Source organism: Streptosporangium sp. NPDC051022 (genome assembly GCF_040683035.1).
Taxonomy (GTDB): domain Bacteria; phylum Actinomycetota; class Actinomycetes; order Streptosporangiales; family Streptosporangiaceae; genus Streptosporangium.
The window spans coordinates 86,416-109,340 of sequence record NZ_JBFBCF010000030.1; the positions used below are offsets into that span (position 1 = coordinate 86,416).

22 protein-coding genes are annotated in these 22,925 nt (G+C 70.7%); 3 read left to right on the plus strand and 19 right to left on the minus strand.

The features are described from left to right. Positions 1-195: 195 nt before the first annotated feature. The 16 genes from AB0N02_RS36225 to AB0N02_RS36300 form a co-directional block, all read right to left on the minus strand. Positions 196-1,797 (minus strand): hypothetical protein, encoded by a 1,602-nt coding sequence (locus AB0N02_RS36225; protein ID WP_363956136.1) that lies wholly within the window; start codon positions 1,795-1,797, stop codon positions 196-198. 689 nt (positions 1,798-2,486) lie between these two features. Then, complete coding sequence (locus AB0N02_RS36230) at positions 2,487-2,717, minus strand: hypothetical protein (RefSeq protein WP_363956139.1); 231 nt, start codon at positions 2,715-2,717, stop codon at positions 2,487-2,489. Next, positions 2,717-3,136, minus strand: a complete 420-nt coding sequence (locus AB0N02_RS36235; RefSeq protein ID WP_363956142.1) for a hypothetical protein — start codon at positions 3,134-3,136, stop codon at positions 2,717-2,719. Before AB0N02_RS36235 ends, AB0N02_RS36230 begins: the two co-directional genes overlap by 1 nt. Before the next feature lie 28 nt (positions 3,137-3,164). Further along, complete coding sequence (locus AB0N02_RS36240; protein ID WP_363956144.1) at positions 3,165-4,301, minus strand: NUDIX domain-containing protein; 1,137 nt, start codon at positions 4,299-4,301, stop codon at positions 3,165-3,167. 113 nt (positions 4,302-4,414) lie between these two features. After that, positions 4,415-4,789, minus strand: coding sequence for a hypothetical protein (locus tag AB0N02_RS36245; RefSeq protein WP_363956147.1), 375 nt, complete (start codon positions 4,787-4,789; stop codon positions 4,415-4,417). Between the two features lie 78 nt (positions 4,790-4,867). Next, positions 4,868-5,662 (minus strand): M48 family metalloprotease, encoded by a 795-nt coding sequence (locus AB0N02_RS36250; protein WP_363956150.1) that lies wholly within the window; start codon positions 5,660-5,662, stop codon positions 4,868-4,870. 106 nt (positions 5,663-5,768) lie between these two features. Beyond that, positions 5,769-6,269 (minus strand): hypothetical protein, encoded by a 501-nt coding sequence (locus AB0N02_RS36255; protein ID WP_363956152.1) that lies wholly within the window; start codon positions 6,267-6,269, stop codon positions 5,769-5,771. A 48-nt stretch (positions 6,270-6,317) separates the two neighbouring features. After that, the gene (locus AB0N02_RS36260) at positions 6,318-8,747 is read right to left on the minus strand and encodes a DNA translocase FtsK (protein WP_363956155.1); all 2,430 of its coding nucleotides are present in this window, start codon (positions 8,745-8,747) and stop codon (positions 6,318-6,320) included. Between the two features lie 384 nt (positions 8,748-9,131). Further along, positions 9,132-11,345, minus strand: a complete 2,214-nt coding sequence (locus tag AB0N02_RS36265) for a hypothetical protein (protein WP_363956158.1) — start codon at positions 11,343-11,345, stop codon at positions 9,132-9,134. Next, on the minus strand, positions 11,345-11,743 hold the full coding sequence (locus AB0N02_RS36270) for a hypothetical protein (protein WP_363956161.1): 399 nt from the start codon (positions 11,741-11,743) through the stop codon (positions 11,345-11,347). Before AB0N02_RS36270 ends, AB0N02_RS36265 begins: the two co-directional genes overlap by 1 nt. Positions 11,744-11,767: 24 nt before the next feature. Then, complete coding sequence (locus AB0N02_RS36275; RefSeq protein WP_363956164.1) at positions 11,768-12,130, minus strand: hypothetical protein; 363 nt, start codon at positions 12,128-12,130, stop codon at positions 11,768-11,770. Then, complete coding sequence (locus AB0N02_RS36280; RefSeq protein WP_363956167.1) at positions 12,127-12,423, minus strand: hypothetical protein; 297 nt, start codon at positions 12,421-12,423, stop codon at positions 12,127-12,129. The genes AB0N02_RS36275 and AB0N02_RS36280 overlap by 4 nt, the downstream gene beginning before the upstream one ends. Next, entirely contained in the window at positions 12,423-13,190 is a 768-nt protein-coding gene (locus AB0N02_RS36285; protein ID WP_363956170.1) for an ATP-binding protein, read from the minus strand. Before AB0N02_RS36285 ends, AB0N02_RS36280 begins: the two co-directional genes overlap by 1 nt. After that, a complete protein-coding gene (locus AB0N02_RS36290; protein ID WP_363956173.1) occupies positions 13,187-13,594 on the minus strand; it encodes an SsgA family sporulation/cell division regulator in 408 nt (135 codons plus the stop codon). The genes AB0N02_RS36285 and AB0N02_RS36290 overlap by 4 nt, the downstream gene beginning before the upstream one ends. After that, the gene (locus AB0N02_RS36295) at positions 13,591-15,072 is read right to left on the minus strand and encodes a DUF2637 domain-containing protein (RefSeq protein WP_363956175.1); all 1,482 of its coding nucleotides are present in this window, start codon (positions 15,070-15,072) and stop codon (positions 13,591-13,593) included. The genes AB0N02_RS36290 and AB0N02_RS36295 overlap by 4 nt, the downstream gene beginning before the upstream one ends. Beyond that, positions 15,072-15,314 carry a helix-turn-helix domain-containing protein gene (locus tag AB0N02_RS36300; protein ID WP_363956178.1) on the minus strand — a complete coding sequence of 81 codons (243 nt, stop codon included), beginning with the start codon at positions 15,312-15,314 and terminating at the stop codon, positions 15,072-15,074. The genes AB0N02_RS36295 and AB0N02_RS36300 overlap by 1 nt, the downstream gene beginning before the upstream one ends. A 247-nt stretch (positions 15,315-15,561) precedes the next feature. Between AB0N02_RS36300 and AB0N02_RS36305 the strand changes: the two genes are divergently transcribed. Further along, positions 15,562-16,392: a GntR family transcriptional regulator gene (locus tag AB0N02_RS36305; protein WP_363956181.1), complete on the plus strand. Its 831-nt coding sequence runs from the start codon at positions 15,562-15,564 to the stop codon at positions 16,390-16,392. 6 nt (positions 16,393-16,398) lie between these two features. Further along, positions 16,399-17,118, plus strand: coding sequence for a protein phosphatase 2C domain-containing protein (locus AB0N02_RS36310; RefSeq protein ID WP_363956184.1), 720 nt, complete (start codon positions 16,399-16,401; stop codon positions 17,116-17,118). 75 nt (positions 17,119-17,193) lie between these two features. Here the strand turns inward: AB0N02_RS36310 and AB0N02_RS36315 are convergent, their stop codons facing one another. After that, positions 17,194-18,054, minus strand: a complete 861-nt coding sequence (locus AB0N02_RS36315; protein WP_363956187.1) for a hypothetical protein — start codon at positions 18,052-18,054, stop codon at positions 17,194-17,196. After that, a complete protein-coding gene (locus tag AB0N02_RS36320) occupies positions 18,051-18,836 on the minus strand; it encodes a ParA family protein (protein ID WP_363956190.1) in 786 nt (261 codons plus the stop codon). Before AB0N02_RS36320 ends, AB0N02_RS36315 begins: the two co-directional genes overlap by 4 nt. Positions 18,837-19,017: 181 nt before the next feature. Between AB0N02_RS36320 and AB0N02_RS36325 the strand changes: the two genes are divergently transcribed. Beyond that, a complete protein-coding gene (locus AB0N02_RS36325) occupies positions 19,018-19,971 on the plus strand; it encodes a hypothetical protein (protein ID WP_363956192.1) in 954 nt (317 codons plus the stop codon). Positions 19,972-20,063: 92 nt separating this feature from the next. Here the strand turns inward: AB0N02_RS36325 and AB0N02_RS36330 are convergent, their stop codons facing one another. Beyond that, on the minus strand, positions 20,064-22,484 hold the full coding sequence (locus AB0N02_RS36330) for a tetratricopeptide repeat protein (RefSeq protein ID WP_363956195.1): 2,421 nt from the start codon (positions 22,482-22,484) through the stop codon (positions 20,064-20,066). Between the last annotated feature and the right edge of the window lie 441 nt (positions 22,485-22,925).

The following is a 22,925-nucleotide window of genomic DNA, read 5'->3' on the forward strand; positions in this document are numbered from 1 at the left end:
GCCGTGATCACCCACACATTGGGGCTGGGGGCAGCCTCGGGAGCGGAGGGCCGTGTCGTTCCCCCGTGCCCGGCCTGGGTCTCCTCGATGGCCGGGACGATCGTCGAGGAGACCGGGGAGCCTGGCTGGTGCGGGTGCCTGCGGCAGCCGCCGCGTGAGCTCGGGCGACGAAACCAGGGTTCTCGATGGTGGGGTTCATCGGCGGTTCTCCTGGGTGCGGCCGGCCATCATCTGTACCAGCCAGGCCCGCTCGGCGGCGAGCGTGGCCGTGTCGTCGGACCCCTGGTTGAGCTCGGGCTCGGGTTCGGTGGCCCAGGTGGTGGCGGGCAGGTCGTGGCGGGCCAGAACCTCGCGGGCGAAGGCCTCTTCGGGTTCGGTCATCGGCGTCAGCGGGGCCTCCTCGACCGGGGCGGTCGTGGTGGTCGCGGTCTTCGCGGCGCGGCGGGCCTGGTCGGCCTGTTGGGCGCGCTGGCGGCGCATCGCCTCGTCGGCCTTCGGGCTGGCGGCGGTGAGCTGAGCGCGGGCGGCGGCCGCCGCGGTGGTGGCGTCGGCCCGCTGGGTCAGGGCGGCGGCGCGGCGCTCGCGGGTCTCGGTGAGGGCGGCGGCCGCGGCGGCGCGGCGCTGGGCGCGGCCTTGGGAGTATGAGGTCGCGGGGGTGCCGTCGGGGGTGCGCCAGCAGGTCAGGCGGTGGCGGATCCAGCCGGGCACGTAGGCCGGGTCGCTGGTCAGCGTCCAGGGCTGGCCGTCGGGCCGGTGGTCCAGGCCGTGCAGCACGTCATCGGGTGTCCAGCCCGCCACCCACCACTCGCGCAGCACCGAGCGCAGGTGCCGGGCGGAGATCCGCCGCAGGGTCGCGCTGCGGGAACGCAAGGCCTGGGCTGCTTTCAGCATCTCGACTCTGGTTCCCGGCGTTACGGACAGCGACCACGTCCAGACCGTGTCGCTCCCAGCCATGTTGATCTTGGAATCGTTGGCCTTGTCAGCCTCTTCGCGCGCGCGTCGTGCGCTCGTGTTACGGGGATCAAGATCTTCTGTGGTTCTCTCCTGGAGAACCACAGAGGGGGGTCGTTTTTCGTCCCCGGAAACGGGGCCGGGGACGGCGTGCAGGGCCGGGGCGGGGCCAGGGATCGAGGCCGGCGAGACGGGGGAGACGGGATGGTCGTCGGAGGGGGCTGCGGGGGCCGGTGGTGCGGCTGTGGCGGCCGGTGCGGCCGGCCCGGTAGTGATCGCCGGGGCGGGGTTCTGCGGGCCGCTGCGGCGCGCTGAGCGGCGCAGCGTGCCGGGGATCATCAGGATGTACTCGGCGCCGAGGTTGCCGGCGCCGTCGTCGTGGATGCCCGGCCGGTACTGCGGAGTCGACCCGGCGGTCACCGTGCCCAGGAACCCGCGCTCGCGCAGCCAGCGCACCCACCCCTTGGCGGCAGTCTCGCGCAGGCCGGTACGGCGCATGATCAGGGTGCGGGTCGGGATCGACGTCCAGGCCCGGGTGATCTCGCAGCGAGAGGCCCGCCACATCACCACCCGCGCCACGGCGTGCAGGTTGCGCCAGCCGTCCCCGCGCAGGACGGCGGCGTCCGGGTGGGCCTCGACGGCGCGCAGCCAGGAGCGCTGGCCCTCGGCCGGGGCCGCGCCTCCGGCCAGCCAGAAGGCGGCCGTCACCGCGGCGTCGACCGCGGCGCGCTTGAACGCGACACACTCGGCACACCCGAGGACGCGCGCCACCCCGTGGGCGGCGCATTGATCGGTGTGGTTGACCTCAAAGCCCGGCGTGTCGCGCTCAGGGCGTAGTGAGCTCAACGCCTGGCCTGCTATGGTCGTCTCCAGACGTGAATAAAGGCAGACACGCCGAAGCCGCTCAGCTCACTCGCCGGCCAAAGCACAGGAGCTGAACGTCCAGGTGTGTCATGTGAAGTTTTGGGATCTAGAAGCGCCTCGCTCTGCGGGGCGTTTTCTTTTTGCCTGGGCTGTCTCCCTGCGATGTTTAAGACTGAGTCAGTCCCGCATCCTTCCACGATCACGGGGTTCGTGGGGACGCTCACGCCCTGCTGTGCCTGGGCGTGTCGCGCTACGTGGGCGCATCTGCACACCCAGACACCCAGACCACCCCTCAGGGCCCACACCCCGACAGGCCCCCGCCAACCTGTCCCAGCCGCGCCCCCGTTCCTCGACATGCTTCTTGACTGACTAAAGCCCTGTCTTGTCAGGACCATATCTGACAAAGCGTGCCACGGTTGGGGAAAAAGTGAGTACTGAGACACCACACCGGGCGCCGGGCGGGGGGCTGCGGGCATGAGGCCGGTGTGTAGCAGGTCGCTGAGCTTACGTCGCGCCGCCATGATTACTTTCGGTTTGCGCTGGTCAGCAGGGATCCATCGAGGGGCGGGACCGCCCAGGCGGGCCTGTGGGGTCCCGTCGACCGGCGGCAGGACGCCGTCCCCGCCCACGAACGCGGGCGAGGACGGCGGCAGGGTGCTGGCGGGCATGACTCAGGCCAGCCCGAGCATGGTCAGGAACGTGTCGATCTCGGCCTCGTCGCGGCCGTAGCGTTCGCATAGCTGCGTCGCGATGAGGACCTGGTCGAAGGTGGGCGGGGTGATGGGGGCCGTGAGGATCCCGCGGTCGCTGAGGGTCAGGGTGAGTCCTGACTCGTTGCCCGCCGTGTTGCGGCGGGGCGTGGTACGGGTGCTTCGGCGGGCGGTGCTGGATCGGGTGGCCATCACGAGCTCCTCGTCTCGGCCTTGCGCAGGTGGGTGGCGATCGCGGTGAGCAGGCCCATCTGGTGGGCTTCGATTCGGGCTGCGTGACGGGGGATGGCCAGCCGCAGCGCGACGAAGGCCTCCTTGTCTCCGGTGGCGACGGCGGTGATCAGCGCCTGAGCCCACCGGGTGACCGGGTCGCTGTCGCCGTTGTGGTCGTGGCTGGGGGTGGCCTGCAGCGCCTCGTGGTAGGCGGGCGGGGTGCGGCCGAGCAGGGCGTCGACCCACACCAGTAGGGCCTCAGTCAGATGGCCGGGGCCGTGGTGGGTGCGCAGGTCCCGCACGGCCTCCCGGGCGCCGTCGGTGTCGCCGGCGACGGTCAGGTCCAGCGCGAGCAGGGCCCGGCGGCGAAATGCCGCGGCGTTCGTCTCGGTGGTCATTTCGGCTCCTTGGTGCCGCTCGGCCGGACTACAGGCCCAGGGGCAGGCTGACGACCACGACGGCCAGGGCGGCGAGTATCAGGTCGACCGCGCACCGCAGGCGGCCGTGCTTGCTGCGGGCGATCTGCGCCAGACAGATCACGTCGGCCGCCTGCCGCGTTTCCGGGTCGTCGGCGAGGGTCTCCAGCAGTTCCTCGGGGCTGTCGGCCTCGGCGTGCGCCAGGACGCCGGTCCCCTGCCCGCGGCGGGACAGGGCCGGGCGGACCACGGTCAAGACGACGGCGGAGGAGACCGCCAGCAGCACCACGGCGAGCGCCAGGCCGACGCGGGCCGGGACGGCCAGCCCGGACGCGAGGGCGACCAGGGCCGCCAGGACGGAGAAGGCGGTCCCGGTGAAGGCCAGCAGGATCCCGGACTTGGTGTCGGTGCGGGCGATCTCGGCGCGGGCGGCCTCAGTCGCGGCGATCAAGTCGGCGGCGCCGCGCTCGTCCAGCCGGGTCAGGTGAGCCCGGACCTGCTCGCCGACGGGGACCGGGAGGGCGTGGGCGGGGAAGGTCTGCGGTGCGGCGGGGGCGACGGGAGAGCGGGCCGCCAGCTCGTCGAGGCGGGCCAGGTCGTCGCCGGAGACGGTGACGATCCCGGCCTCGACCAGCCACTCGGCCCAGACCGGCTCCAGGCCGGGGTCGGCGGCCCACTCGGCGTCGCTCACCGCGCCGTGGGCGTAGGCCACCGCGCGGTCGGCGAGGTGCTGCAGCTCGCCGACACCCAGCCAGGCCGCGCCCCGGGTCTCCCGGGCGCTGGGGGTGAGCGTGCCGCTCACGGCGTCGGCCTCGACCTGGTAGACGAACCAGTAGTGCCCGGCCTGGCGGTCGGCGGGCAGAACGCGACGGCACCGGTTGGGCCGCCAGCCGCCGGTGACCTGCTCCAGCGGGCCGTGCACGGTCAGGCCAACCTCCTCGTAGACCTCCTGGCGGGCGGTGTCCTCGGAGGTGCCGTGGTTGTCGACGTGACCGGCCACCGGCGCCCATCCGGCGGGGGCGGTGCCGCGCTGGATGAGCAGGTAGCGGTCTTTGTCATCGCGCACCAGGACGCCGACGCTGTAGCCGTCGCAGATCTTGGTCGCGGCGGCCGGGGCCGGGCTGGTGCCGTTGGTGGTGTTGTGCATGATGGGTGGTGCCTCTCTGATCCGGTGGTGCTGGGTTGGGTGGGGTGAGCGGGCGCGCCCGGCGCGGGGCTTCTTGGTCGGAGAGCCGTGCTGGTGCGCGCCCGTCTGAGGTTTCAGCCGCTCCGGTGAGCGCCGGTGGGGACGGTGCAGGCGGTGAGCACCGTGATCCCCGGGTGCTCTTGGGCGTGTTTGTCGGCGGCGCTGCGGGCGGCGCAGGCGGTGGCGTAGTTGCTGCCGGTCCACGGGCAGGCCCCGCACCGCCAGGCGTGGCCGCTGCGGTACGGGTTGCCCCACACGTCGATCCCGGCGCCGCACAGGACGGTCCCTGTCGGGATCTCAACGGTTGCCGCGAGCCGGAGAACCAAGCTCCCTACGGCTTCCGGGCTGCCGTGGGCGGCCCGGTCGAAGTGGCGACGGGCGGCCGACAAGTCGCCACCGGCGAGGGCGGATCCGATGTCAGCGACCGCCTGTTCCAGGGTCTCGACCATGGGTGTCTCCTTCGGGTCGGGGAGCGCTCTGCTCCGGGCATCCGCCCGGCCACCGGGGCCGGGCGGGCACCCGCAGCCTCAGCGCGCGAGGCCGAACAGGACGCGCAGGGGATTGAGGATGTGGCGAGCAGCGGGCATGCCGCGGCCGACGGCGCGCAGCCGGGCGGCGGCGGTGGGGTGCTCACCGGCGACCCACCCGCCCCACGAGTACCAGGCGGGCTCATCACGGGCGGCGTCGACGAGCATCGTGGTAAGGATCTGCAGGCCGGGCTGACCGAGCCGGTCCAGCAGGGTGACCGCGTAGTGGTCGGCGTCGTACTCCTCCAGCCGCCGCACCCGGACCGTGATCAGGCACAGGGCGACCGTCAGCGCGGCCAGGACCACGGCGGTCTGCAGCCATCCGGCGGCCGCGGTCAGCAACGCGCCGGCGACCGCGGCGCGGGCGGCGTTGCGCCAGATGGTCGCCCAGGAGCGGGTGGGGTGCCCGAGCGCCAGGTGGGCGACCTCGTGGGCGAGCGTGCCCTCCAGCACCTGGCGGCGGGGCTCACCCAGCAGGTCGGCGCCGAGCTCCAGCACAGGGGTCCTGCTGCAGCGGTCATGGCCACCGGCTGCGGCGTTGTCGCCGATCGCAGAATCGACGACAACGACCACGCCGGGCAGGTGCGCGGCGGTGCGCAGCGCCTCGGCCAGCGCGGCCAGGCCCGGCAGGTCCGTGCTCTTGGCGGCCGCGGCGGTGGCTTCCGTCTCGGCGACGTCGTCGGCGCTGTCGGGGGTGCTGTCGTCGGCGGGCGGGGCGTAGGAGATGCGCACGGCGGCCGGGTCGAAGACGGTCAGCGCGCCCGGGGTCTTGGGAGTGTGCTTGGGGTGGGTCATGATGGGGGTGCCTCCTGATCTGGATGGATGAGCGGGGTGAGCGGGCGCGCCCGACGTGGCCGGTCTTGGCGGAGTGACCACGCTGGTGCGCGCCCGTCCCGGTAGGTCAGCAGCGGCTCTTGGTCCTGTCCTTGACCCGCTCGTTGTTGTCGCGGTCCTTCTGGCCGTGCTTGTGACCGGCGCCGTCGCGGTAAGAGCCGTCCTCGATGGGCTCGGGCGGCGCCTCCTCGGCACCGTCGCGGTAACTGCCGTCGGTGATCGGCTCGGGCGGGGTGTCCTGCGAGACGACCGTGACCGCAGCGCAGGCCGCCGTGGTGTTGGCCGGGCAGGCCGACGCCATGGACAGCACGGCGGCCGCGAGCAGCGTGATCAGGAAGGGGCGGGACAAGCGCTTGATGGTCATGTCGGTGCCTTTCAGGTCGTGGATGATGCGAAAGCCGTGAACGGGGTGGGTCACCGGCTGCAGGAGGCGGTGGGGTCGATGCCGCGCCTCGGCCAGGACGATGGCCGCGGCCGCGCTCTTGCCGTGGCCGGTCATGGCGCTGATCTGCAGGTCGCCCGCGGCGAGCGGGCCGACCTTCGTGGTGGGGGTGGGCTTGGTGGCCATCAGGGACTCCTTGGTTGGTGTAGGTGGGCTCAGAGAGAAACGGGCTGACTAGCCGCTGGTGACTGCGCCCTGGCGCAGTTCGTCCAGCAGCTCGTCCAGTTCGGCGGGGCTGATGTGGACCTCGCGGGCCTTGGAGCCGTCGGCCGGGCCGACCACGCCGCGCTCGTGCAGTTGGTCCATGAGCTGGCCCGCCTTGGCGAAGCCGACGCGCAGTTTGCGCTGCAGCATCGAGGTCGAGCCGAACTTGGTGGTCACGACGAGTTCGGCCGCGGCCACCAGCAGCTCGAGGTCGTCGCCGGTGGGAACGGCGCCGGCCGGGGCCGTGACAGTGGGGGTGGCTTGCTCGTCGGTGGCGTGCTGGCGGCAGTGCCGGACGATCGCGGCGATCTCCTTTTCGGAGACGAACGCGTTCTGCAGTCGGGTCGGCCTGCTGGAGCCCATCGGAGCGAACAGCGCGTCGCCCTGGCCGACGAGTTTTTCGGCGCCGGGGGCGTCGAGGATGACCCGGGAGTCGGCCAGGGAGGAGGTGGCGAACGCCAGGCGGGAGGGCACGTTGGCCTTGATCAGGCCGGTGACCACGTCCACGCTGGGGCGCTGGGTGGCCAGGACCAGGTGGATGCCGGCGGCGCGGGCGAGCTGGGTGATGCGCACGATGGACTCTTCGACGTCGCGGGCGGCGACCATCATCAGGTCGGCGAGCTCGTCGACGATGACCAGCAGGTAGGGGTAGGGCTGCAGCGGCTCCGCGCCCCGCGGGGCGCTCACCTTGCCCGCCCGCACGGCGCGGTTGTAGTCGTCGACGTGGCGGAACCCGCTGGCGGCCAGGGTGTCGTAGCGGCGGTCCATCTCGCCGACCACCCAGGCCAGCGCGTCGGCGGCCTTCTTGGCGTTGGTGATGATCGGCGTGATCAGGTGCGGGATGCCCTCGTAGATGGCCAGCTCGACCCGCTTGGGGTCGATGAGCACCAGGCGGACCTGCTCGGGGGTGGCGCGCATCAGGATGGAGGAGATCAGGCCGTTGACGCACACCGACTTGCCGGACCCGGTGGCTCCGGCAATCAGCAGGTGCGGCATCTTGGCGAGGTTGGCCAGGATCACCCGGCCTTCGACGTCCTTGCCCAGGCCGACGACCAGGGGGTGGTGCTCGGCCTGGGCGGCCTGGCTGCGCAGGATGTCGCCGAGGGAGACGAGGTCCTTGTCGGTGTTGGGGATCTCCACGCCGATCGCGGACTTGCCGGGGATCGGCGACAGGATGCGGACGTCGGCGGACTTGACGGCGTAGGCGATGTTCTTGGTCAGGCCGGTGACTTTCTCGACCTTCACCCCGGGGGCGACCTTGATCTCATAGCGGGTGACCGTGGGGCCGCGGGTGAATCCGGCGACCTCGGCGTTGACCTTGAAGTCGGCCAGTACCTCGGTCAGCGCGGCCACCACGGCCTCGTTGGCCTTGGTGAAGGGCCGGGCCGCGGTACCGGCGCGCAGCAGGTCCAGGCCGGGCAGCGCCCCGGACGCGGCGGCCTCGACAGCGACCTCGACGGGGCCGGTGGTGTCGGGGGAACCGGTGGGCGCGCCCTGCTGGGCGTCGAGGATGGGGGTGTCGTAGGGGCCGCGCTCGCCGATCAGGTCGGGGTCGATCGGCTGCGGGCGAGGCGGCACGGCGCCGCGGTGGCGGGGGACCTGCTGCGCGTCATCCTGGTCGATCTCGGCGTGGTCGACGGCCGCCGCCTCGACGTCGGCCACATCGTCGTCTTCGTCGGCCGAACGGGTGGCGTAGCGGGGGTTGTCGCTGTGCGGCGCGCGGTCGCGGCGAGCAACACCGTGGCGCAGACTCCTGGCACGGGAGCCGATCTGCCGGACCGGGGTCTGGGTGGCCACCAGCAGCCCGTAAGCGGCTAGGACGGCCAGCAGCGCGATCACCAGCGGGGCGGGCAGCAGCAGCGCCAGCGGGGAAGCCACGGCGTAGCCGAGCACGCCTCCGGCCGCCAGGGCGTCGGCACCGGGGCCGGGGCCGTGCAGAACGTGGATGACGCCCGCCGCCGCGGCGGTGACGGCCAGCGCACCCAGCATCAGCCGCACCAGGGCAATCTCGCTGTCGCAGGCACGCAGCAGCCGCCAGGACAGCAGAGCCAGCGCGACCGGCGCCACGGTGACGAGCGAGCCGACCAGCGCGCGGGCGGCCAGGTCGACCAGATGCATGGCGACGCCGTCGACCACGTGCCATCCGGCCAGCGCGGTGACCACCGCCGCCGTGGCGGCCAGCAGGCCCAGGCCGTCGCGCTGGTGGGCCGCGTCCAGGTCGGCCGGGCCGGTGCCCAGCGCCCGCACGGCGCGGCCGGTGTGGCGGGCCAGCCACATCCACGCCGTTGCCGCGACGCCGCCGGCCAGCAGCAGCACCGGGCCGGTGCGCGAGGGGCGGGAGGTCCGGCGAACGGTGCGACGCAGGGCTGCTTGGCGCCGCCGGGCGGTCTTTCGAGCCATGTCTTCACCTCGGAGAAGTCGAGCGAACGGGACGAGTCGGGGTGGTGCGGGGGCGGTGCGCCCGATGTGCGCTAGCTGGCGGTGACTGTGCGTTTACGTTTCGCGGTTGTGTGGGGGTGTGCGGAGGGATGCGCGCGGCGTGCGCGGTTACTTTCCGTTGATGTGCGGGGGTGTGCGGGGCCTGTGCGATCGGGTGTGCGTAAGGTGTGCAGACCATGTGCAGGCCTTACGCACACCCTCGTTTTCCCTATAGAGAAAGCGGCGCCCGCACACCGCACCCGGGCCGGTTGCGTTCGGTGACGTTGCCGAAGCGGGCCGGGCGCCCTCACGCGCCTGCTGCGGGCGCGCCGGGCGGGGCGGGCCCCGGTGGCCGGGGCCCGCCGGTCAGCGGGTGGCGCCTTCCATGGGGGAGGCGACCAGGTCCCAGCCGCCGGCGTCGGGGCGCTCGGCGATGCAGCCCGCCTCCAGCCACCGGTCACGCTGGCGGTACAGGAAGCGGCGATCACGCTTAACGGTCTCGAGCAGCTCCGACAGGTCGGCGGTGCTGACCATGGCGCGGCCCTCCCGGTACCAGCCGTCCAGCGCCTCATCCCACATGCGCTGGGCCTCCTCCGGCGTCGGGCGCGACGCCTGGGCCTCCTCGACCGCGTCGTCGCCCTCCTCGCCGGTGTCGGCGTTGGGGTCGACGATGACGCCGCTGATGGCGTCTTCGGGGTCGACGTCGGCCAGGTCGGTCGGGCGGGCGTCCTCGCCCAGGTAGCGGCGGCGGCCCTCGGCGAGCGTCTGGTGCATCTCGGCGCGCTCGGCGGCGATCTCGTTGTCGGCCATGTCGGTCATCTCCTGTTCGTCATCGGTGATGGCGGGGGTGCTGGGGCGTCGGGGGGCGGCAGGCGGCGCCACCTGCCCGTGCGGGGCGCTGTGGGCGTCGCTGGGGGTGGGCTGGGTCGGGATGGTGGGAGCGGCCGCTGCGGCGGTGCTGTGGCCGTTGTGGGCGTTGCCGGACCCCCAGATGGCCTGCGGGTAGCGGGTGCGGTTGGCGAACAGCTCGCCGAACAGGCGGGCGGTGACCTCGTCCATCCCGTCGCGGTAGGGGGTGCCGACCTCGACGGCGGCCAGCAGCTGCTCGTCGGTGGGGTCGTAGATGCGCGCCATCGCGCTCCACCGGTTGACCGGGATGCCCAGGCCGGTCACGTAGCAGTAGCCGGGCCGGTTGCTGCCCCAGTACTGCAGGTTCTTGCCGAGCGCGGCCAGGGCGTCGTTGGGCAGGATCTGCTCGGCGTCCTCGTACTCCTCGACGCCGAACATGATCGCCGCGCCGTGGTTGGCGCGCACGTCGGTGGAGGCGGTGCGGTAGTTCCACCGCTGGGTGGAGGAGACGAAGAAGATCCCGGCCGAGCGGGCGTCGGCGACCACGTCGGCGTACACGCTGGCGAACTGGCGAAACTCCTTGGACTCCTCCACCCAGATCTCCAGCAGGTTCAGGCTGGACTTCGGTGACCAGCGCATCAGGCGCTCGGCGGTCAGGTGGTTGGTGCGGCCCTTGATGACGTGCTTGAGGCGCTGCAGGAACCGGCGGGCCTCGCTCTCGTCGGTGATGACCCAGGTCATGCCGTGCACGAACGGGCCGAAAGTCTGCAACCCCTTCGACAGGTCGATGCCGATGATGTTCAGGCGGCGCTTGGCCATCTGGGAGGCCAGGAAGATGCGGGCGCCGGTGGACTTACCGGACCCGGTCACTCCGCCGATCTTCAGGTGCTTGATGTCGGGGGCGCGGCGGTCCTTGCTGACGTCGCCGACGATCTGCACCAGGCAGGGCCCGGTCTGGTACTCGCCGATCGCGAACGGCTCGGTGGGCAGCGACCCCAGCCCGGCCACTCCGGGCCAGGCCACGCCGTGCTTGAGGTTGTCGCGGGTGGCGATCTCCAGCACGCCGCGGCCGTCCTCGTCCAGGTCTGCGGCCAGGTGAGTGCCGCCCGGCACGGCCCGCCCGGCCGCAGAGATCAGCGGGGTCAGCGCGCGGGCGCCTTCCAAGGTGCCGCCGGGCAGGGTCTCGACCTGGGTGCGCACCACGCCGCGCTCGTCGACGGTGGTGTTGGCGAACTGGACCTTGGCCTGCTTGATGGCCTCCATCAACGGGCTGCCCGCCCCCTCGGGCGTGGGGGTGGCTCCGGCGTACTTGGTGCCTCGCCAGATGATCCACAGCACCCACACCACCAGGCTGCACAGGGTGTAGGCGGGCCAGATCGCGCCCATCCCGACGATCAGGCCGAGCACCAGGGCGCCGGTGGCCAGGGAACCGGTGACAACCATCAGGGTGCGCAGCAGCACCCGGGGGCCGGCCGAGACCCACCCGAAGACGGTGACCAGGCCGCCGATGGCCAAAAACAGGATGGCCAGCAGCGGCGTCCACACCGGATCACCACCCCACTTGGCATGGGCCAAGACGATCAGGACAGCGAACACCACGGCGCCGATGCCCGGGGTGACCAGCGGCAGGCCGTGCACCAGCAGCCAGCCGCCGCTGGTGCGGCTCTCCACCGGCACGAGCTCCGCCGACGGGTTCGTGGGAGTCGTGTTCTTGCTCTTGCGGCGTGCCATCACGCACCGTCCTTGGTCTCGTAGCGGCCCTGCCGCTTGCCGTTCGCACTGTTTTTGCTGGTCTGGGACTCGGCGAGCATGTACTCCTGGTGGACCGCGGCCATCCGCACCACGGCCTTGGCGCCCTCCAGCAGGGCCTCAGCCGCGGTGTTGCCGTGACCACGCAGCCGGGCCGCCAGCCAGACCCGGTTCAGCCAGCCCACCCGCCGCCCGTCGGGCGCGGTGCGGTGACGCAGCCAGGCCGCGGCGTGGCGGGCGTCCTCGCTCATGGTCAGCGACAGGGCGCACAGCATCGCGCGGGCGTTTTCCTGGTAGTCGCGGTAGGTCTGGTGTGACTTGGTGACGTCGCTGTCGATGAAGGCCGTCGCGGCCTCCACCAGGTCGATCTGCTTGGTCATCGGCCACCTCCTGGTGGGTGCGGGTTACTTCTTGCGGTCTTCGGGGGCGGAGGTCTTTTCCATCCGGACGTACTCGGCGTGGACGGCGGCCATCTTCTGCAGCGCGCTGACGGCCTCCAGCAGCGCGTCGGCGGCGTTGCGGGAGTGGGCGCGGGTGCGGCGGGACATGCCCACCCGCTCCAGCAGCGGGATCCGCGGGCCCTTGCGGGGCTTGCGGTGGCGCAGCCAGGTCGCCACCAGCTCGCCGTCCTGGGCCAGCATCAGCGCCAGCGTGCGGGCCATGGTCTGGGTGTTGAGCAGGTAGTTCTCGAACGCCTCGTGGCCGGCGATGATCTCGGCGTTTTCGAAGGCGACCATCTGGGTGTCCAGACTGTCGGTGCGGCTCACAGTTCCTCCTCGTTGATCACGGCGTCCAGCAGGTAGCGGGCGGTCTGCTCGGTGCTGCTACGGGCCACGACGGTCCCGCCGGGCAGGGTCTCGACGGTGGTGGTCGCCGCGGCCGCCCGCGTCCAGCTGCGCAGCACCGCGCGGGCCCGGCCGCGCAGGCTGCTCTCTTCGGCCAGGACGAAGGCGATCACCACCGCGGCGGCGACCAGTAGCGCCACCGCCACGGCGTGGGCGAACCTCTCGGGCCAGCCCGGCGCGAACGCCATTGCCAGCCAGGTCACCAGAGCGTTCATCAGCCGGCCGCCTCGAGGGAGGGCGCCTGCCAGGTCAGGGTGGCGGCGGTGACGCCGCCGTCGGGGGTGCGGTCCCACGACAGGCCCGCGTCGCCGGGCTGGCCGCCGACCAGGGCGCGCACGATGCCCAGCCCCAGGCCGCCTTCGTCGGCCGGGCGGGACAGGGCGGCGTCGCGCTGGGCGGGGACGTGCGGGGCGTGTGCGGACCCGTGTGCGGTCACGCTGTGTGGATGTGCGGGGGTGTGCGGCCCGTGTGCGGTCACGCTGGGTTGATGTGCGCCCTGGTCGGTGACCTCCAGGTGCACGCGCACCTGCCCGCACACCCGCAGCCGCACCGTGAACTGCCCGCCCTCGTATCCGGAGGCTGTGTGCATCAGGGCGTTGATGGCCAGCTCCGAGGCGCACAGCACCGCGTCCTCAGCGCGCGGGCACCCGGTCAGGACCTCGGCCACGAACCGGCGGACCTGGGCGATCGTCTCCGGGCGCCCCGGGAAGGTCCGCTCATACACCGGCGTCTGCGGCTCCGGGGCGGTGGGGCTGGGGGTGCCGGCCAGCAGCCGCGCCGGGAGCGCCCCGGCGGAGGGAAGCTGCCCGGTCTCGGCCAGCAGGTACCGCAGGTGGGCGACCGGGTCGGCCTCGCCGCGTCGCTCGGCGGCCACGGTCGCGCGGGCGGCGGCCAGCAGCGCGGTGTGCGCGGACTGCAGCAGCACCAGCTCGTCGCGGCCGGTGGGGGCGTAGGTCGCCTCGGTGGTGTCGATGCTGGTCACGAGGTCACCTCTCCCAGGATCCGGGCGATCGCGGCGTCGATGTCGAGGTGCTCGCGGCCCATCGGCACCAGCCGGTAGGACTTCTCCACGAAGGCCTCGATGGCCTCGCGGACGACGTAGCAGGCGAACGGGTAGCCCTCGGCGGGGCGCAGGGTCAGCACCAGGTAGGGCTCGTAGTCGGTGTGCGGGCCCACCAGCACGTCGCCCTCACCGGCCGGGTCGTACAGGCCGTCGGCCAGCAGCGAGCGGGCGAAGCCGTACACGGTCGTCTCCCGGCTGCCCTGGATGAAGGCCAGCCGGACGGCGTAGGGGTCGGCCGCGGAGTACGACAGGACGGCCGCCAGCGGGGTCTCAGGACGGTCCGCAAGCCACAGGGTCAGGCCCTGGTTGATGGTGGCGCTCATGCCGCTTCCTCCTCCGTACGGGTCGTGTCGCTGCCGTTGGCGTCGCTGGTGAGGTCGTCCGTACGGGCGGGCGAGGGCTGCGTACGGGACTCCTCCGCGTCCGTACGGCCGCCCTCGTCGCCGCCCGTACGCACGCCCGTACGGGCCTCCCGTACGGCCTTCTCGCACCACGACCGGCGACGGTCGTAGCGCTCCTCGAGGACCTGGTAGTCAGGGGCCCAAACCTCGCCACGCTCGGCGGCGGCCTGGATCTCCTGGCGGATCTCCGCCACGGCGGCCTCCCGCTCGACCGGCTCCGTACGGGGCGGCCGTACGGACTCCGTACAGCCGGACGTACGGGGGTTCTCGGTCTCCGTACGGGCAGGCCGTACGGTCTCCGTACGGGACGGGCGCACGGGCTCCGTACGGGCCTCGATCTGCGGGCGCTGCGCCGGGAACGCGATCGACTTGGCGACGTCGCTGCGACGCTCGGCGAACGCGCGCAGCCTTGCCATGGCCTCCTCGCCTGCCTCGATCGACTCGGCCGGGGCGGTGCCGGGGCGGACGATCGACCCGTCGACGATGACCAGGCGGCCGTCCTTGGCGGCGGCCCGGTCGGCCTTCTTCTCGTACTTCACGATCGAGCGGGCGAGCTTGCGGTCCCGGCGGGAGGCGGCCGGGCCGACGCCGTAGCGGTCGATCCACGCGGCCGTCCACGCCTGCTCGATCGAGCACCCCTCGCCGCGCGAGGCGCGGATCGAGGCGGCCGCCCACGACAGGCGCGGGTAACGCAAACGCCGCCAGGCCGCCCGGCGGATCTCCGCCGCCGACCGCTTGCTGGTGGTCTGCTGGGTCAGCGACGCGGTCAGCTCCCACAGCGCGATCCCCAGCAGGGAGGCCAGCGCCAGGATCACGCCGACCTGCAGGCCGTCCTCGTTGGCCTGCAGGCCGTGCCAGAGATTCATCCCGGCGGCGATTCCCGCCAGGCCCCAGGTCGCCGCCCGGTAGCGGCCGATCGGCAGCTTCTCGGCGATGGCCCGGTGCACCAGGAACGCCACGTACCAAACCCCGCCCTCCAGGGCGATCGGCAGGGCCGGGGCCATGACACCCAGGTGCATCACGGTCTGCGCGAACTCGAACTGACCGCGCCAGGCGATCGCGATCGGCGCCCCCATCGCCACGGCGCCCACGATGACCGGGGCCCGGGTGACGACGGCGGCGGCCAGAGCTCCAGCGCCGCGACGCACTGCGGCACGGCGGGCGGTACGGGACTCAGCGCGCTGCTGGTGCCGCTCCTGCCGGCGGGCGGTACGGCTGTATTCGCGGGCCTGCTGGTCGAGGCGAGCCTGTTCGGCCTGCCGGTTGGCCTGCTCAGCGCGAGCGGCTTCCAACCGGAGCATGGTCTCGGCGCGGGTGGCCTCGGCGGCCGCGCGGGCCTGCTCGGCCTCGGCCTGGGCGACGGCGCGCTGGGCGCGGGGGTCGTAGTAGGTGGACGCCATCAGGCCACCGCCTCGACGTCCTGGTCCTGGCCGATGGTGAAGGTCAGGCCGTCGCGCAGCGCGGCGAGCACGACGGACTCGGGGTAGCGGTACAGCCTGCCGCCGGGGGTGCGGATGGCGGCCAGCGCACCCTGGTTCGCCCAGCGGACGACCGTCTTGGGGTCGACCCGGAACAGGCCTGCGACCTCCTTCGAGGTCAGCAGCCGTTCCTGAGACATGGGGAGATCAGCGATGATGGACATGAGTCGGTTTCCTCTCACGGGCGACTCACCGTGGCCCCGGTGCTGGACACACCGGGGCCGCACGTTTGACGTGGACCTTTCTCTGCGGCGATGGGTGGACAGGCCATCGCCGCCTCTAACCCAAACCGGACACGGAGTACTTACAGAACCCGTGTCGCGTTAGGTTTGTTTGAACAAATCGAATGTTGCCCACGAGATCCCCAGCTGTCAATATGTTCAAACAAATCATTTGAAGAAGGGAGGGATCATGGTCGGAGCAGCCCGATATGGGAAGATCGCCGATGACCTACGGCGCCGTCTCCAAAGCGGTGAGTGGAAGCCCGGCGAGACCATCCCTCGCATGGCTGACTTGGCTGCGCACTACCAAGCAGCCCGAGGATCTATAGCGGCCGCCATACGGCAACTCGAGACCGAGGGCCTGCTGATCTCCACTCCGCGGCGGGGAACTATTGTCCGGCACGGCACGATGCGACTGCGTAGACCACGAGGCAACCTGGTGAAGCGGAACGTCGCTGGTGGGAGCCCCGGGTACTCCTTCCCCTCGGCCTCCAGCCAGGAAGTATGGAAACACCACATTCCGCCAGTCGCAGGCGTTGAGCCGCTGACGGACCCTCGAATCGCAAAGCTGTTGGGCGTTCCGACAGGCACGGAGGTGATGCGCCGTTTTCGAGTCACCGGACCGGAGTCAGAGCCGCCGTTCCAGATCAACATCTCGTGGGTGCACCCCCGCGGGGTCACTGACGCTCCGGAAGTCGCTTCCCAAGCTCCAGGGCCAGGAGACTGGCTGTATCGGCTGGAGAAAGCCGGGCACTGGCCTATCAGCTGGATGGAGATCCACCGGGCGCGGATGCCCACCAAGGACGAGGCTGGTCTACTAGAGATCCCGACCAACCTGCCCGTGCTGGAAATCGTGCGCGTGGGCACGTCAGGACGCGATGGAAAGCCGATCGAGGTGACGGAGTACATCGTGGCCAGCGACCGAGTCGAGACCGTGCACGTACTGCACCGCGACGAGTCCGCCCAAGACCCGTGGCCCAACGACGCCGAAGGCCCTGAGGCCGCCGAGACAGGCAGGTGAACGGCCGTGGTCATTGTTGAGGCCGCAGCTCGTACCCACATCGGACTCGTGCGACGCCGCAACGAGGACTCTGTTTACACAGGCGAATGGCTGTTCGCAGTCGCGGATGGTCTTGGCGGCCACGTCGCCGGCGACATCGCCAGCGCCACCGTGATCGAGACCCTGAAGTCCCATGACCGCCAGGCCGACCCAGCGGACCTTTCCGCCGTCCTTGGGGAGGCAATCAGCGCAGCCAACGAGGCTCTACGCCACCGAATCGAAGACGACCCGGACCTGGCAGGTATGGGCACCACTCTGGTGGCGATGCTGCGGTCCGGCACCAGAGCCGTCCTGGCGAACGTGGGAGACTCCCGGGCCTACCTGCTACGCGATACCGGCAGTGAAGTCCAGCAGCTGTCTCAAATCACTGAGGATCACGTATATGGACGTCTAGTAGCCGATGCCGCCAGCGTGCCCCACCTGCCCGAACGCCTGGCCCGGTTCCTCGATGGTCGGGCCGATGGCAGATCGCCCGATCTCGCCCGCTGGGACCTGCGCCCGGGTGACCGGTTCCTGTTGTGCTCGGACGGGCTGAGCGCGGTTGTGCCTAACGAGCTCATCAGCGACACCATGAGGTCGTCCGGCGACCCCGGCGAAACGGCCGAGCGTCTGGTCACGTTGGCCATCGAACGTGGTGGTCCGGACAACATCACCGTGGTCGTCATCGCCGTACAGGGGCCGTCGTGACGCCTCGCCTGTCCTGACACCCTGTAGACGCGAGGCCCGCCGATCTCGACTCGGCGGGCCTCGTTCCCTTCCGGCCTACAGCACCTTCTGCTCGATCTCGTCCAGCAGGGCCCTGAGTTCTGCGACGGTCTTCTTGACCTCCTCGGGGCTCTCGGTTGCGGCGCTCCGGACGATGTCGCGCTTGACGACACGCTGCAGGATCGTGCGTAGCTTCCCTGCCTCGACGGCGAACGTCTCGACTGCACTGGCTTCCGCCCGCTCGGGTCGTTCTTGGCCGCCGGCCAGGTAGGTGCGAATTTGCTCAACGGCCTCAGCTGAGTCGAAGCGATCGTCAGGCAGGACGCTCATCACGTCTTTGAGAATCGCGGCAGTGACTCGAACTCCATCGACCTCGACCACGGTCCGATACACCGTCAGGGCTGCTTCGGAACCGTGCTCTTCGGCAAGGGGAAGAAGCTCGCGGACATGGCTCTCGGTCAGGGTCTTGGTGCCAATTGGCACCAACGCCTCAGCAAGGGGCCACTCGCGGATGAGCCGGTTGGCGTAGCTACGGCTCATCTCCCACCGATCCTCGCAGTACTCCTCGAACGTCGTGTGCGTGGCGCGATACAACCGGGCGTCCCGGATGACCTGCAAGGCTTTCCCGGCAGCCCAAAACGCCACCCGGAGACCGTCAATGGCCGCTTCGCATGCCGCGAGGTCGTCGCGCTCCGCCAGTTCAAGCTGACCGTCGTTCCGCGCCTCATAGGGGGCGGGCAGCGCCAGCGGCACGTCTTCCGCCGGACGCAGCGCAGGGCTCGGTGAAACAGCAGGCGTGTCCGCCACCTTGGCATCTGCGTCGGTGGGCTGATCCGGCTTGTGACGGCGTCGCAGGGTGCCGACCAGGTCCCCAACTTCGGGCGCCGTCTTATTACTCCCTCCCCTCGCTGCGTTCATGACCGACCCTTTTCCAGGACCTTGGCCATTTCCACGTATGCCGTAGCGTGCTCACTGTCTGGTGCGTACGTGGCCACAGTGTCGCCTTCCCTCCACGCTTCGGTGATCGACACCCCCCGCGGCACCGTTGCCAGAATTGGGATGCCAAGCCCTTCCAGCGCTTTCAGGACCGATCGGCCAATGTTCGACCTCGGCAGCCCGCCGGACCCACGGTCGACCATCGATGCGACCATGCCGTGGATGACCAGAGGGTCGGTGCGGAGGTCGGCCTCCACGGATTCGATCTGAGCAAACAGTAGGCGAAGAGCGCGGATGGTCGAGTCCTCGAGCTGGACCGGGATCAGAACACCGTCAGCGGCCGTCAGGGCGTTGTCGGTCAGCACGTCGAGCGACGGTGGGCAGTCGATCAGGATGTAGTCATAGCGGTCGGCCAACTCCGCAAGGAACCGCTTCAGTCGCATCTCGCGGGCCTTGAGCTGGTACATGCCGGGGCCGACCAGGAACATCTCGTCGGTGGTGGGGATGACGTCAAGGATGCCGCCGTTGTCGGCCTCGGAGTGGGTGACGGGGAGTTCGCCAAACCGTGCAGGGTCGAGTTTGCCGAGAAGGACATCGGCGAGCGCGGCACCCTCAGTGGCTGTGTCCAGGAGCTTCAAGGCGTCGGATAGGTGGCCCTGCGGGTCCAGGTCGACCAGCAGAACTCGATGACCACGTGCGGCCAAGGCTCCACCAAGGTTGATGGTCGAGGCCGTCTTGCCGACGCCCCCCTTCTGGTTAACCACCGCTGTGATCCATGCCGGACCTGTGGGGTGTGGAGTTGTCATGGTGGGACCGTAGTGCCATAAGGCTGTGACGTCACGAACCAGTCCACCTTCGGACGGCCGGGGCCGAAGCTAACGAGCGCCTCGGGCCCGGCCCCTTCATCACGACGGGGAAGAACTGGGAGAGGAGAAGACCGGAACGGTGGTGGTCGCCACGACTTCGTCGAGGACGACCGGGGATCGGTCCGCCCGCGCTGCCAGGCTTGATCTTGTCGACCTGCGGGGCGATGGCGTCGTACATCCGCCGCGCCAGGGGATCGAGTTCACCGACGGCGAGCGGCTCCTGGTCGACGGACGCCCGGTCGAGCCGGGCCTGTACCGGCTGCAGATGCCGAACGGCACGCAGATGCCCGTGCTGACCATTGCGGGGGAGGAGGAGGTTCTGACGGTGATCAGCGTGGCTGACCTGAACTGGACGAGCAGACTTCACCCCCACGGAGTTCGTTCCTTCCTGTGGATCTCGGGCTCTCTTCGCCAGTCGGCGATCGTCCTAGATTGCCAAGCGTCCAAATCGGTCAGGTCTGGAGCCGGGAACTGCCGTCGGTCGAGCAAGGGGATCGTGGCGGCAGCACCAGCTGACTGCCCTGACGACACCTGCCACGATGCGGACATGGACAGGTCCGCTGCCTCCCAGCAGATGACGCCGCGCAAGAAGCGCGGGCTGGAAATCTTCGCCCGTGAAAAGGAGTTACGGACCCGGCAGGCCGACTTCGACCGGGAACGCACCCGCGTCTTCCAGGAGACCGGGCGCAGGATCAGCAGCAAGGTCTCACGAGTCAGTCCTGAGGAGCGGGCCGTGCGTACCGAGCTGACGTCCCTGGCCGAGGAGCGGGCCACGCTGCTGGAGCAGATCGCCCAGCAGACGGCCAAGCTTCAGGCCCGGCAAGGAGAGTTCGAGCGCAGGCGTGCCGCGGCGAAGACGAAGCGTGAGCGAGCGGTCAGCGATGCCGAGCACCGCGTGCTTGCTCAGCTGGCACTGCTGCAGAGTGAGCGCGCCTACGTGGACGGCACCGCTTCACGCAATCGGGAATTTGCGATCTCGGCCGAGGCGGTGTGGAACACCTGCCACGAATTCCTGGACGCTGACGACTGGTAGGGCTCAGGTCCGTGTGGCGGAGGCTGGATGCTCCTCGGCACGCAAGCGCAGTTCCCGAAGCGGAACAGGCGGTCCTGGCAGGCGGCCTCGGCTCATGGCTGCTTCTGGGCTTTCTTAGCCCAGTAGGCGAGGTTGCTCCGGGTGGTCAGCGTGTCGGGGTGCTCGACCCCCAGCACCCGCTCCTGCACCGACAGCAGCTGTGCGAACATCTCCCGCGCCGCCACCGCATCCCCCGCCTGCCCCATCCACCAAGCGAACTCCTGGCGGGCGGTCAAGGTGTATGGGTGCTCGGCCCCCAGCACCCGCCCCATCATCGGAACCAGGCGGGTGAGCATCTGCCGCGCCTCCACCGCATCCCCCGCCCGCCCCGTCCAACGAGCCAGGCAATACCGGGTGATCAGCACGTTGGGATACTCGGATCCCAACACTCGTTCCCGTACCGGGGCCAGTTGCACGAACATCTCCCGCGCCGCCACCGCATCCCCCGCCCACCCCGTCCAGGAGGCAAGTTGGTGCCGGACGGACAGCGTGTCGGGATGCTCGACCCCCTGCACCCGCTCACACACCAGCAGCAGCTGTGCGAACATCTCCCGCGCCGCCACCGCATCTCCCGCCAGCCCCGTCCAGGAGGCAAATTCGTGTCGGGTGATCAGCGTGTCGGGATGCTCGACCCCCTGCACTCGCTCACGCACCGGCAGTAGCTGTGCGAACATCTCCCGCGCCGCCACCGCATCCCCCGTTCGCCCCGTCCAGTGAGCAAGGTTGTGCCGTACGGCCAGCGTGTCGGGGTGGTCAAAGCCGACCCGGTTCCGTAGAACGGTCAGACGCTGGTGTTGCAGGGTGCGGGCGGTGCGCCAGTCACCGGCGGCACCCAGGTAGTCGATGACCTTTTCCATGGCAGCCGAACCGGGTTCCAGGACCGCGCGGGCATGCGGCAGCAGCCTGGCGTACACCGGCCAGCTCACCGGCGCCTCCGGGTCGTCGGGCAGGGCGACCTCCAGCAGCTCGACCGCTCGGCACCGGAGGGCTTCCCGCTCGGCGCCGAGCAGGGTGGCCAGAGTGGCGGCCTGGACCAAGCGGTGCACGATGACCGCATCGCCACCGGCCGAGCGGCCAATCAGGCTGTAAGAGGCCAGCACCCGTAGCGCCTCGGCCACCGCCGCCTCATCCGCCCCGCCAGCATCGTCCATGCCGTACAGCACCGGGCAGGGCAGCTGCTCGGGGGCATAACAAGCCAGCAGGCTCAACACCTCGACCGCCAGCGGATAAATCTGGCCAATGCGGGCGACGGTGAGGGCCAGCGACCGGCCCACCACCTCCTGCAGCGCTCCCGGCCGACCGGAGCCCATGGCGGGGGTGGTGCGCAGCAGGCGCAGGTAGCGGGCCAGGTCCACACCGGGGGTGGCGGCGATGTAAGCGCCGGCATGGCGCAGCGCCAGTGGCAGCCCGTCTAGCTCCGCGGCGAGCTCTTCGGCCAACACCTGGTTCCAGGCGACCGCCTCGCCGATCAGCTCGTGCAGCAGTTCCACGGCCTGATCGTGTTCCAGCACGCCCAGCCGCACCACGGTACCCACATCGGTCCAGTCGGCGCTGCGGCGGCTGGTGATCAGCACATGGCCGCGATGCAACCGTCCCAGATACGGCTGCACATCAGCGGGGTCGTCGGTGTTGTCGAACACCAGCAACCACCTCGGGTGGGTGCTGAGCCAGGCCAGCGTCCAGGCCTCGGCCTCCGCAACCGGCACCTGAGCGGCGGCCGCCGAGGCCACGCCCGCGCACAACGCCCGGCACAGAGCGGCCAGGCCGGTCTGGATGGCCCCGGGGGTTTCGGCGTCGATCCACCAGATCAGGTCGTAGTCGTGGCGGCGGACGGTGGCGTGGTGCAGGGCCAGCTCAGTTTTGCCGATCCCGCCCAGCCCGACCACCGCCTGAGCGATCACCCCCGGCCCGGCTTCAAGCACTCCGACCAGCTGGCGTAGCTGGTCCTCGCGGCCGACGAACACCCGCGAGGCCCGCCGCGGCAGAGCGGTCAGGTCGTTGGCCGGTACCTGGGCCACCGGCGGCAGCACCGGGCCGGCCGCGGCCGCCGCGGGTGCGGTGGTCATGGTGATCGACGCATGAGCGCCGGTGACGATGACACCAGAGGTGTCCCCGCCGACCGCGACCGCCCCCATCCCGCCGGCCTCGGTCCGGGCGACGGCTGTAGCGGTGACCGGGCCGTGAACGACCCCACCGGAAAGATCGACAAGGCCCCCGCCCGGGGAGAGCCCCGACGCGTCATCATCTGCGGGCGGCGCCTGCGCCCCAGAGGAGGAGGAGGAGGAGCGGATCTGCATCAGCAGCGCAGCCCCGGCGACGAGCAGACCGGCCAGGCCGGTGAACATGCTGATCACGCTGGCGCGTTTGTCCAGCACGTCCAGCACCTCATCGGGCAGGTGCAGCGGATCGGCGAAGAACCCTGCCAGCCCGGCCCCCAGCAACCCCACCGACACGATGACCGCCACACCGATCACGACTCGGCGGGTGCGGGAGCGGCCCGGGGCCGGGGGCACGGCCTCAGGGCCTGACGACGGGGGAGAAAGCGGCACGCTTCCCAGCTTGGCGCCGGTCGGCCACGGGCGGGGCGGGATGGCTGAGCTGTTACCGATTCCCGGTCAGACCCGGCGTTCTTCTCAACCGCCCGATTTTCCCGAGCACTATGACAGCCCCTTCACGAGCTCCGCAGGAGCCCATCAAGCATCACATGACCTTCATGGTCGTCTTCTGCATCGTGCGCGCTTCAGGGACCACTACAGCTCTCCGTGGGGGTCACGGAGCGAGGAGAGCGGTTCGCTTGAGCTGATGGTTCAACCAGGTTGCGACCGACCGGAAATGTGATCCACGTCACCTTGAAACAGGGCATTGAAGGGCGGGCCGTATGATGATCGTTACATATTCTGAGGGTGAACCGTTCA

Bases quoted from the DNA above. Each gene is read 5' to 3' on its own strand.
- AB0N02_RS36230 (WP_363956139.1), bottom strand. From the start codon at position 2,717: ATGGCCACCCGATCCAGCACCGCCCGCCGAAGCACCCGTACCACGCCC.
- AB0N02_RS36235 (WP_363956142.1), bottom strand. From the start codon at position 3,136: ATGACCACCGAGACGAACGCCGCGGCATTTCGCCGCCGGGCCCTGCTC.
- AB0N02_RS36240 (WP_363956144.1), bottom strand. From the start codon at position 4,301: ATGCACAACACCACCAACGGCACCAGCCCGGCCCCGGCCGCCGCGACC.
- AB0N02_RS36245 (WP_363956147.1), bottom strand. From the start codon at position 4,789: ATGGTCGAGACCCTGGAACAGGCGGTCGCTGACATCGGATCCGCCCTC.
- AB0N02_RS36250 (WP_363956150.1), bottom strand. From the start codon at position 5,662: ATGACCCACCCCAAGCACACTCCCAAGACCCCGGGCGCGCTGACCGTC.
- AB0N02_RS36255 (WP_363956152.1), bottom strand. From the start codon at position 6,269: ATGGCCACCAAGCCCACCCCCACCACGAAGGTCGGCCCGCTCGCCGCG.
- AB0N02_RS36260 (WP_363956155.1), bottom strand. From the start codon at position 8,747: ATGGCTCGAAAGACCGCCCGGCGGCGCCAAGCAGCCCTGCGTCGCACC.
- AB0N02_RS36265 (WP_363956158.1), bottom strand. From the start codon at position 11,345: ATGGCACGCCGCAAGAGCAAGAACACGACTCCCACGAACCCGTCGGCG.
- AB0N02_RS36270 (WP_363956161.1), bottom strand. From the start codon at position 11,743: ATGACCAAGCAGATCGACCTGGTGGAGGCCGCGACGGCCTTCATCGAC.
- AB0N02_RS36280 (WP_363956167.1), bottom strand. From the start codon at position 12,423: ATGAACGCTCTGGTGACCTGGCTGGCAATGGCGTTCGCGCCGGGCTGG.
- AB0N02_RS36290 (WP_363956173.1), bottom strand. From the start codon at position 13,594: ATGAGCGCCACCATCAACCAGGGCCTGACCCTGTGGCTTGCGGACCGT.
- AB0N02_RS36295 (WP_363956175.1), bottom strand. From the start codon at position 15,072: ATGGCGTCCACCTACTACGACCCCCGCGCCCAGCGCGCCGTCGCCCAG.
- AB0N02_RS36300 (WP_363956178.1), bottom strand. From the start codon at position 15,314: ATGTCCATCATCGCTGATCTCCCCATGTCTCAGGAACGGCTGCTGACC.
- AB0N02_RS36305 (WP_363956181.1), top strand. From the start codon at position 15,562: ATGGTCGGAGCAGCCCGATATGGGAAGATCGCCGATGACCTACGGCGC.
- AB0N02_RS36315 (WP_363956187.1), bottom strand. From the start codon at position 18,054: ATGAACGCAGCGAGGGGAGGGAGTAATAAGACGGCGCCCGAAGTTGGG.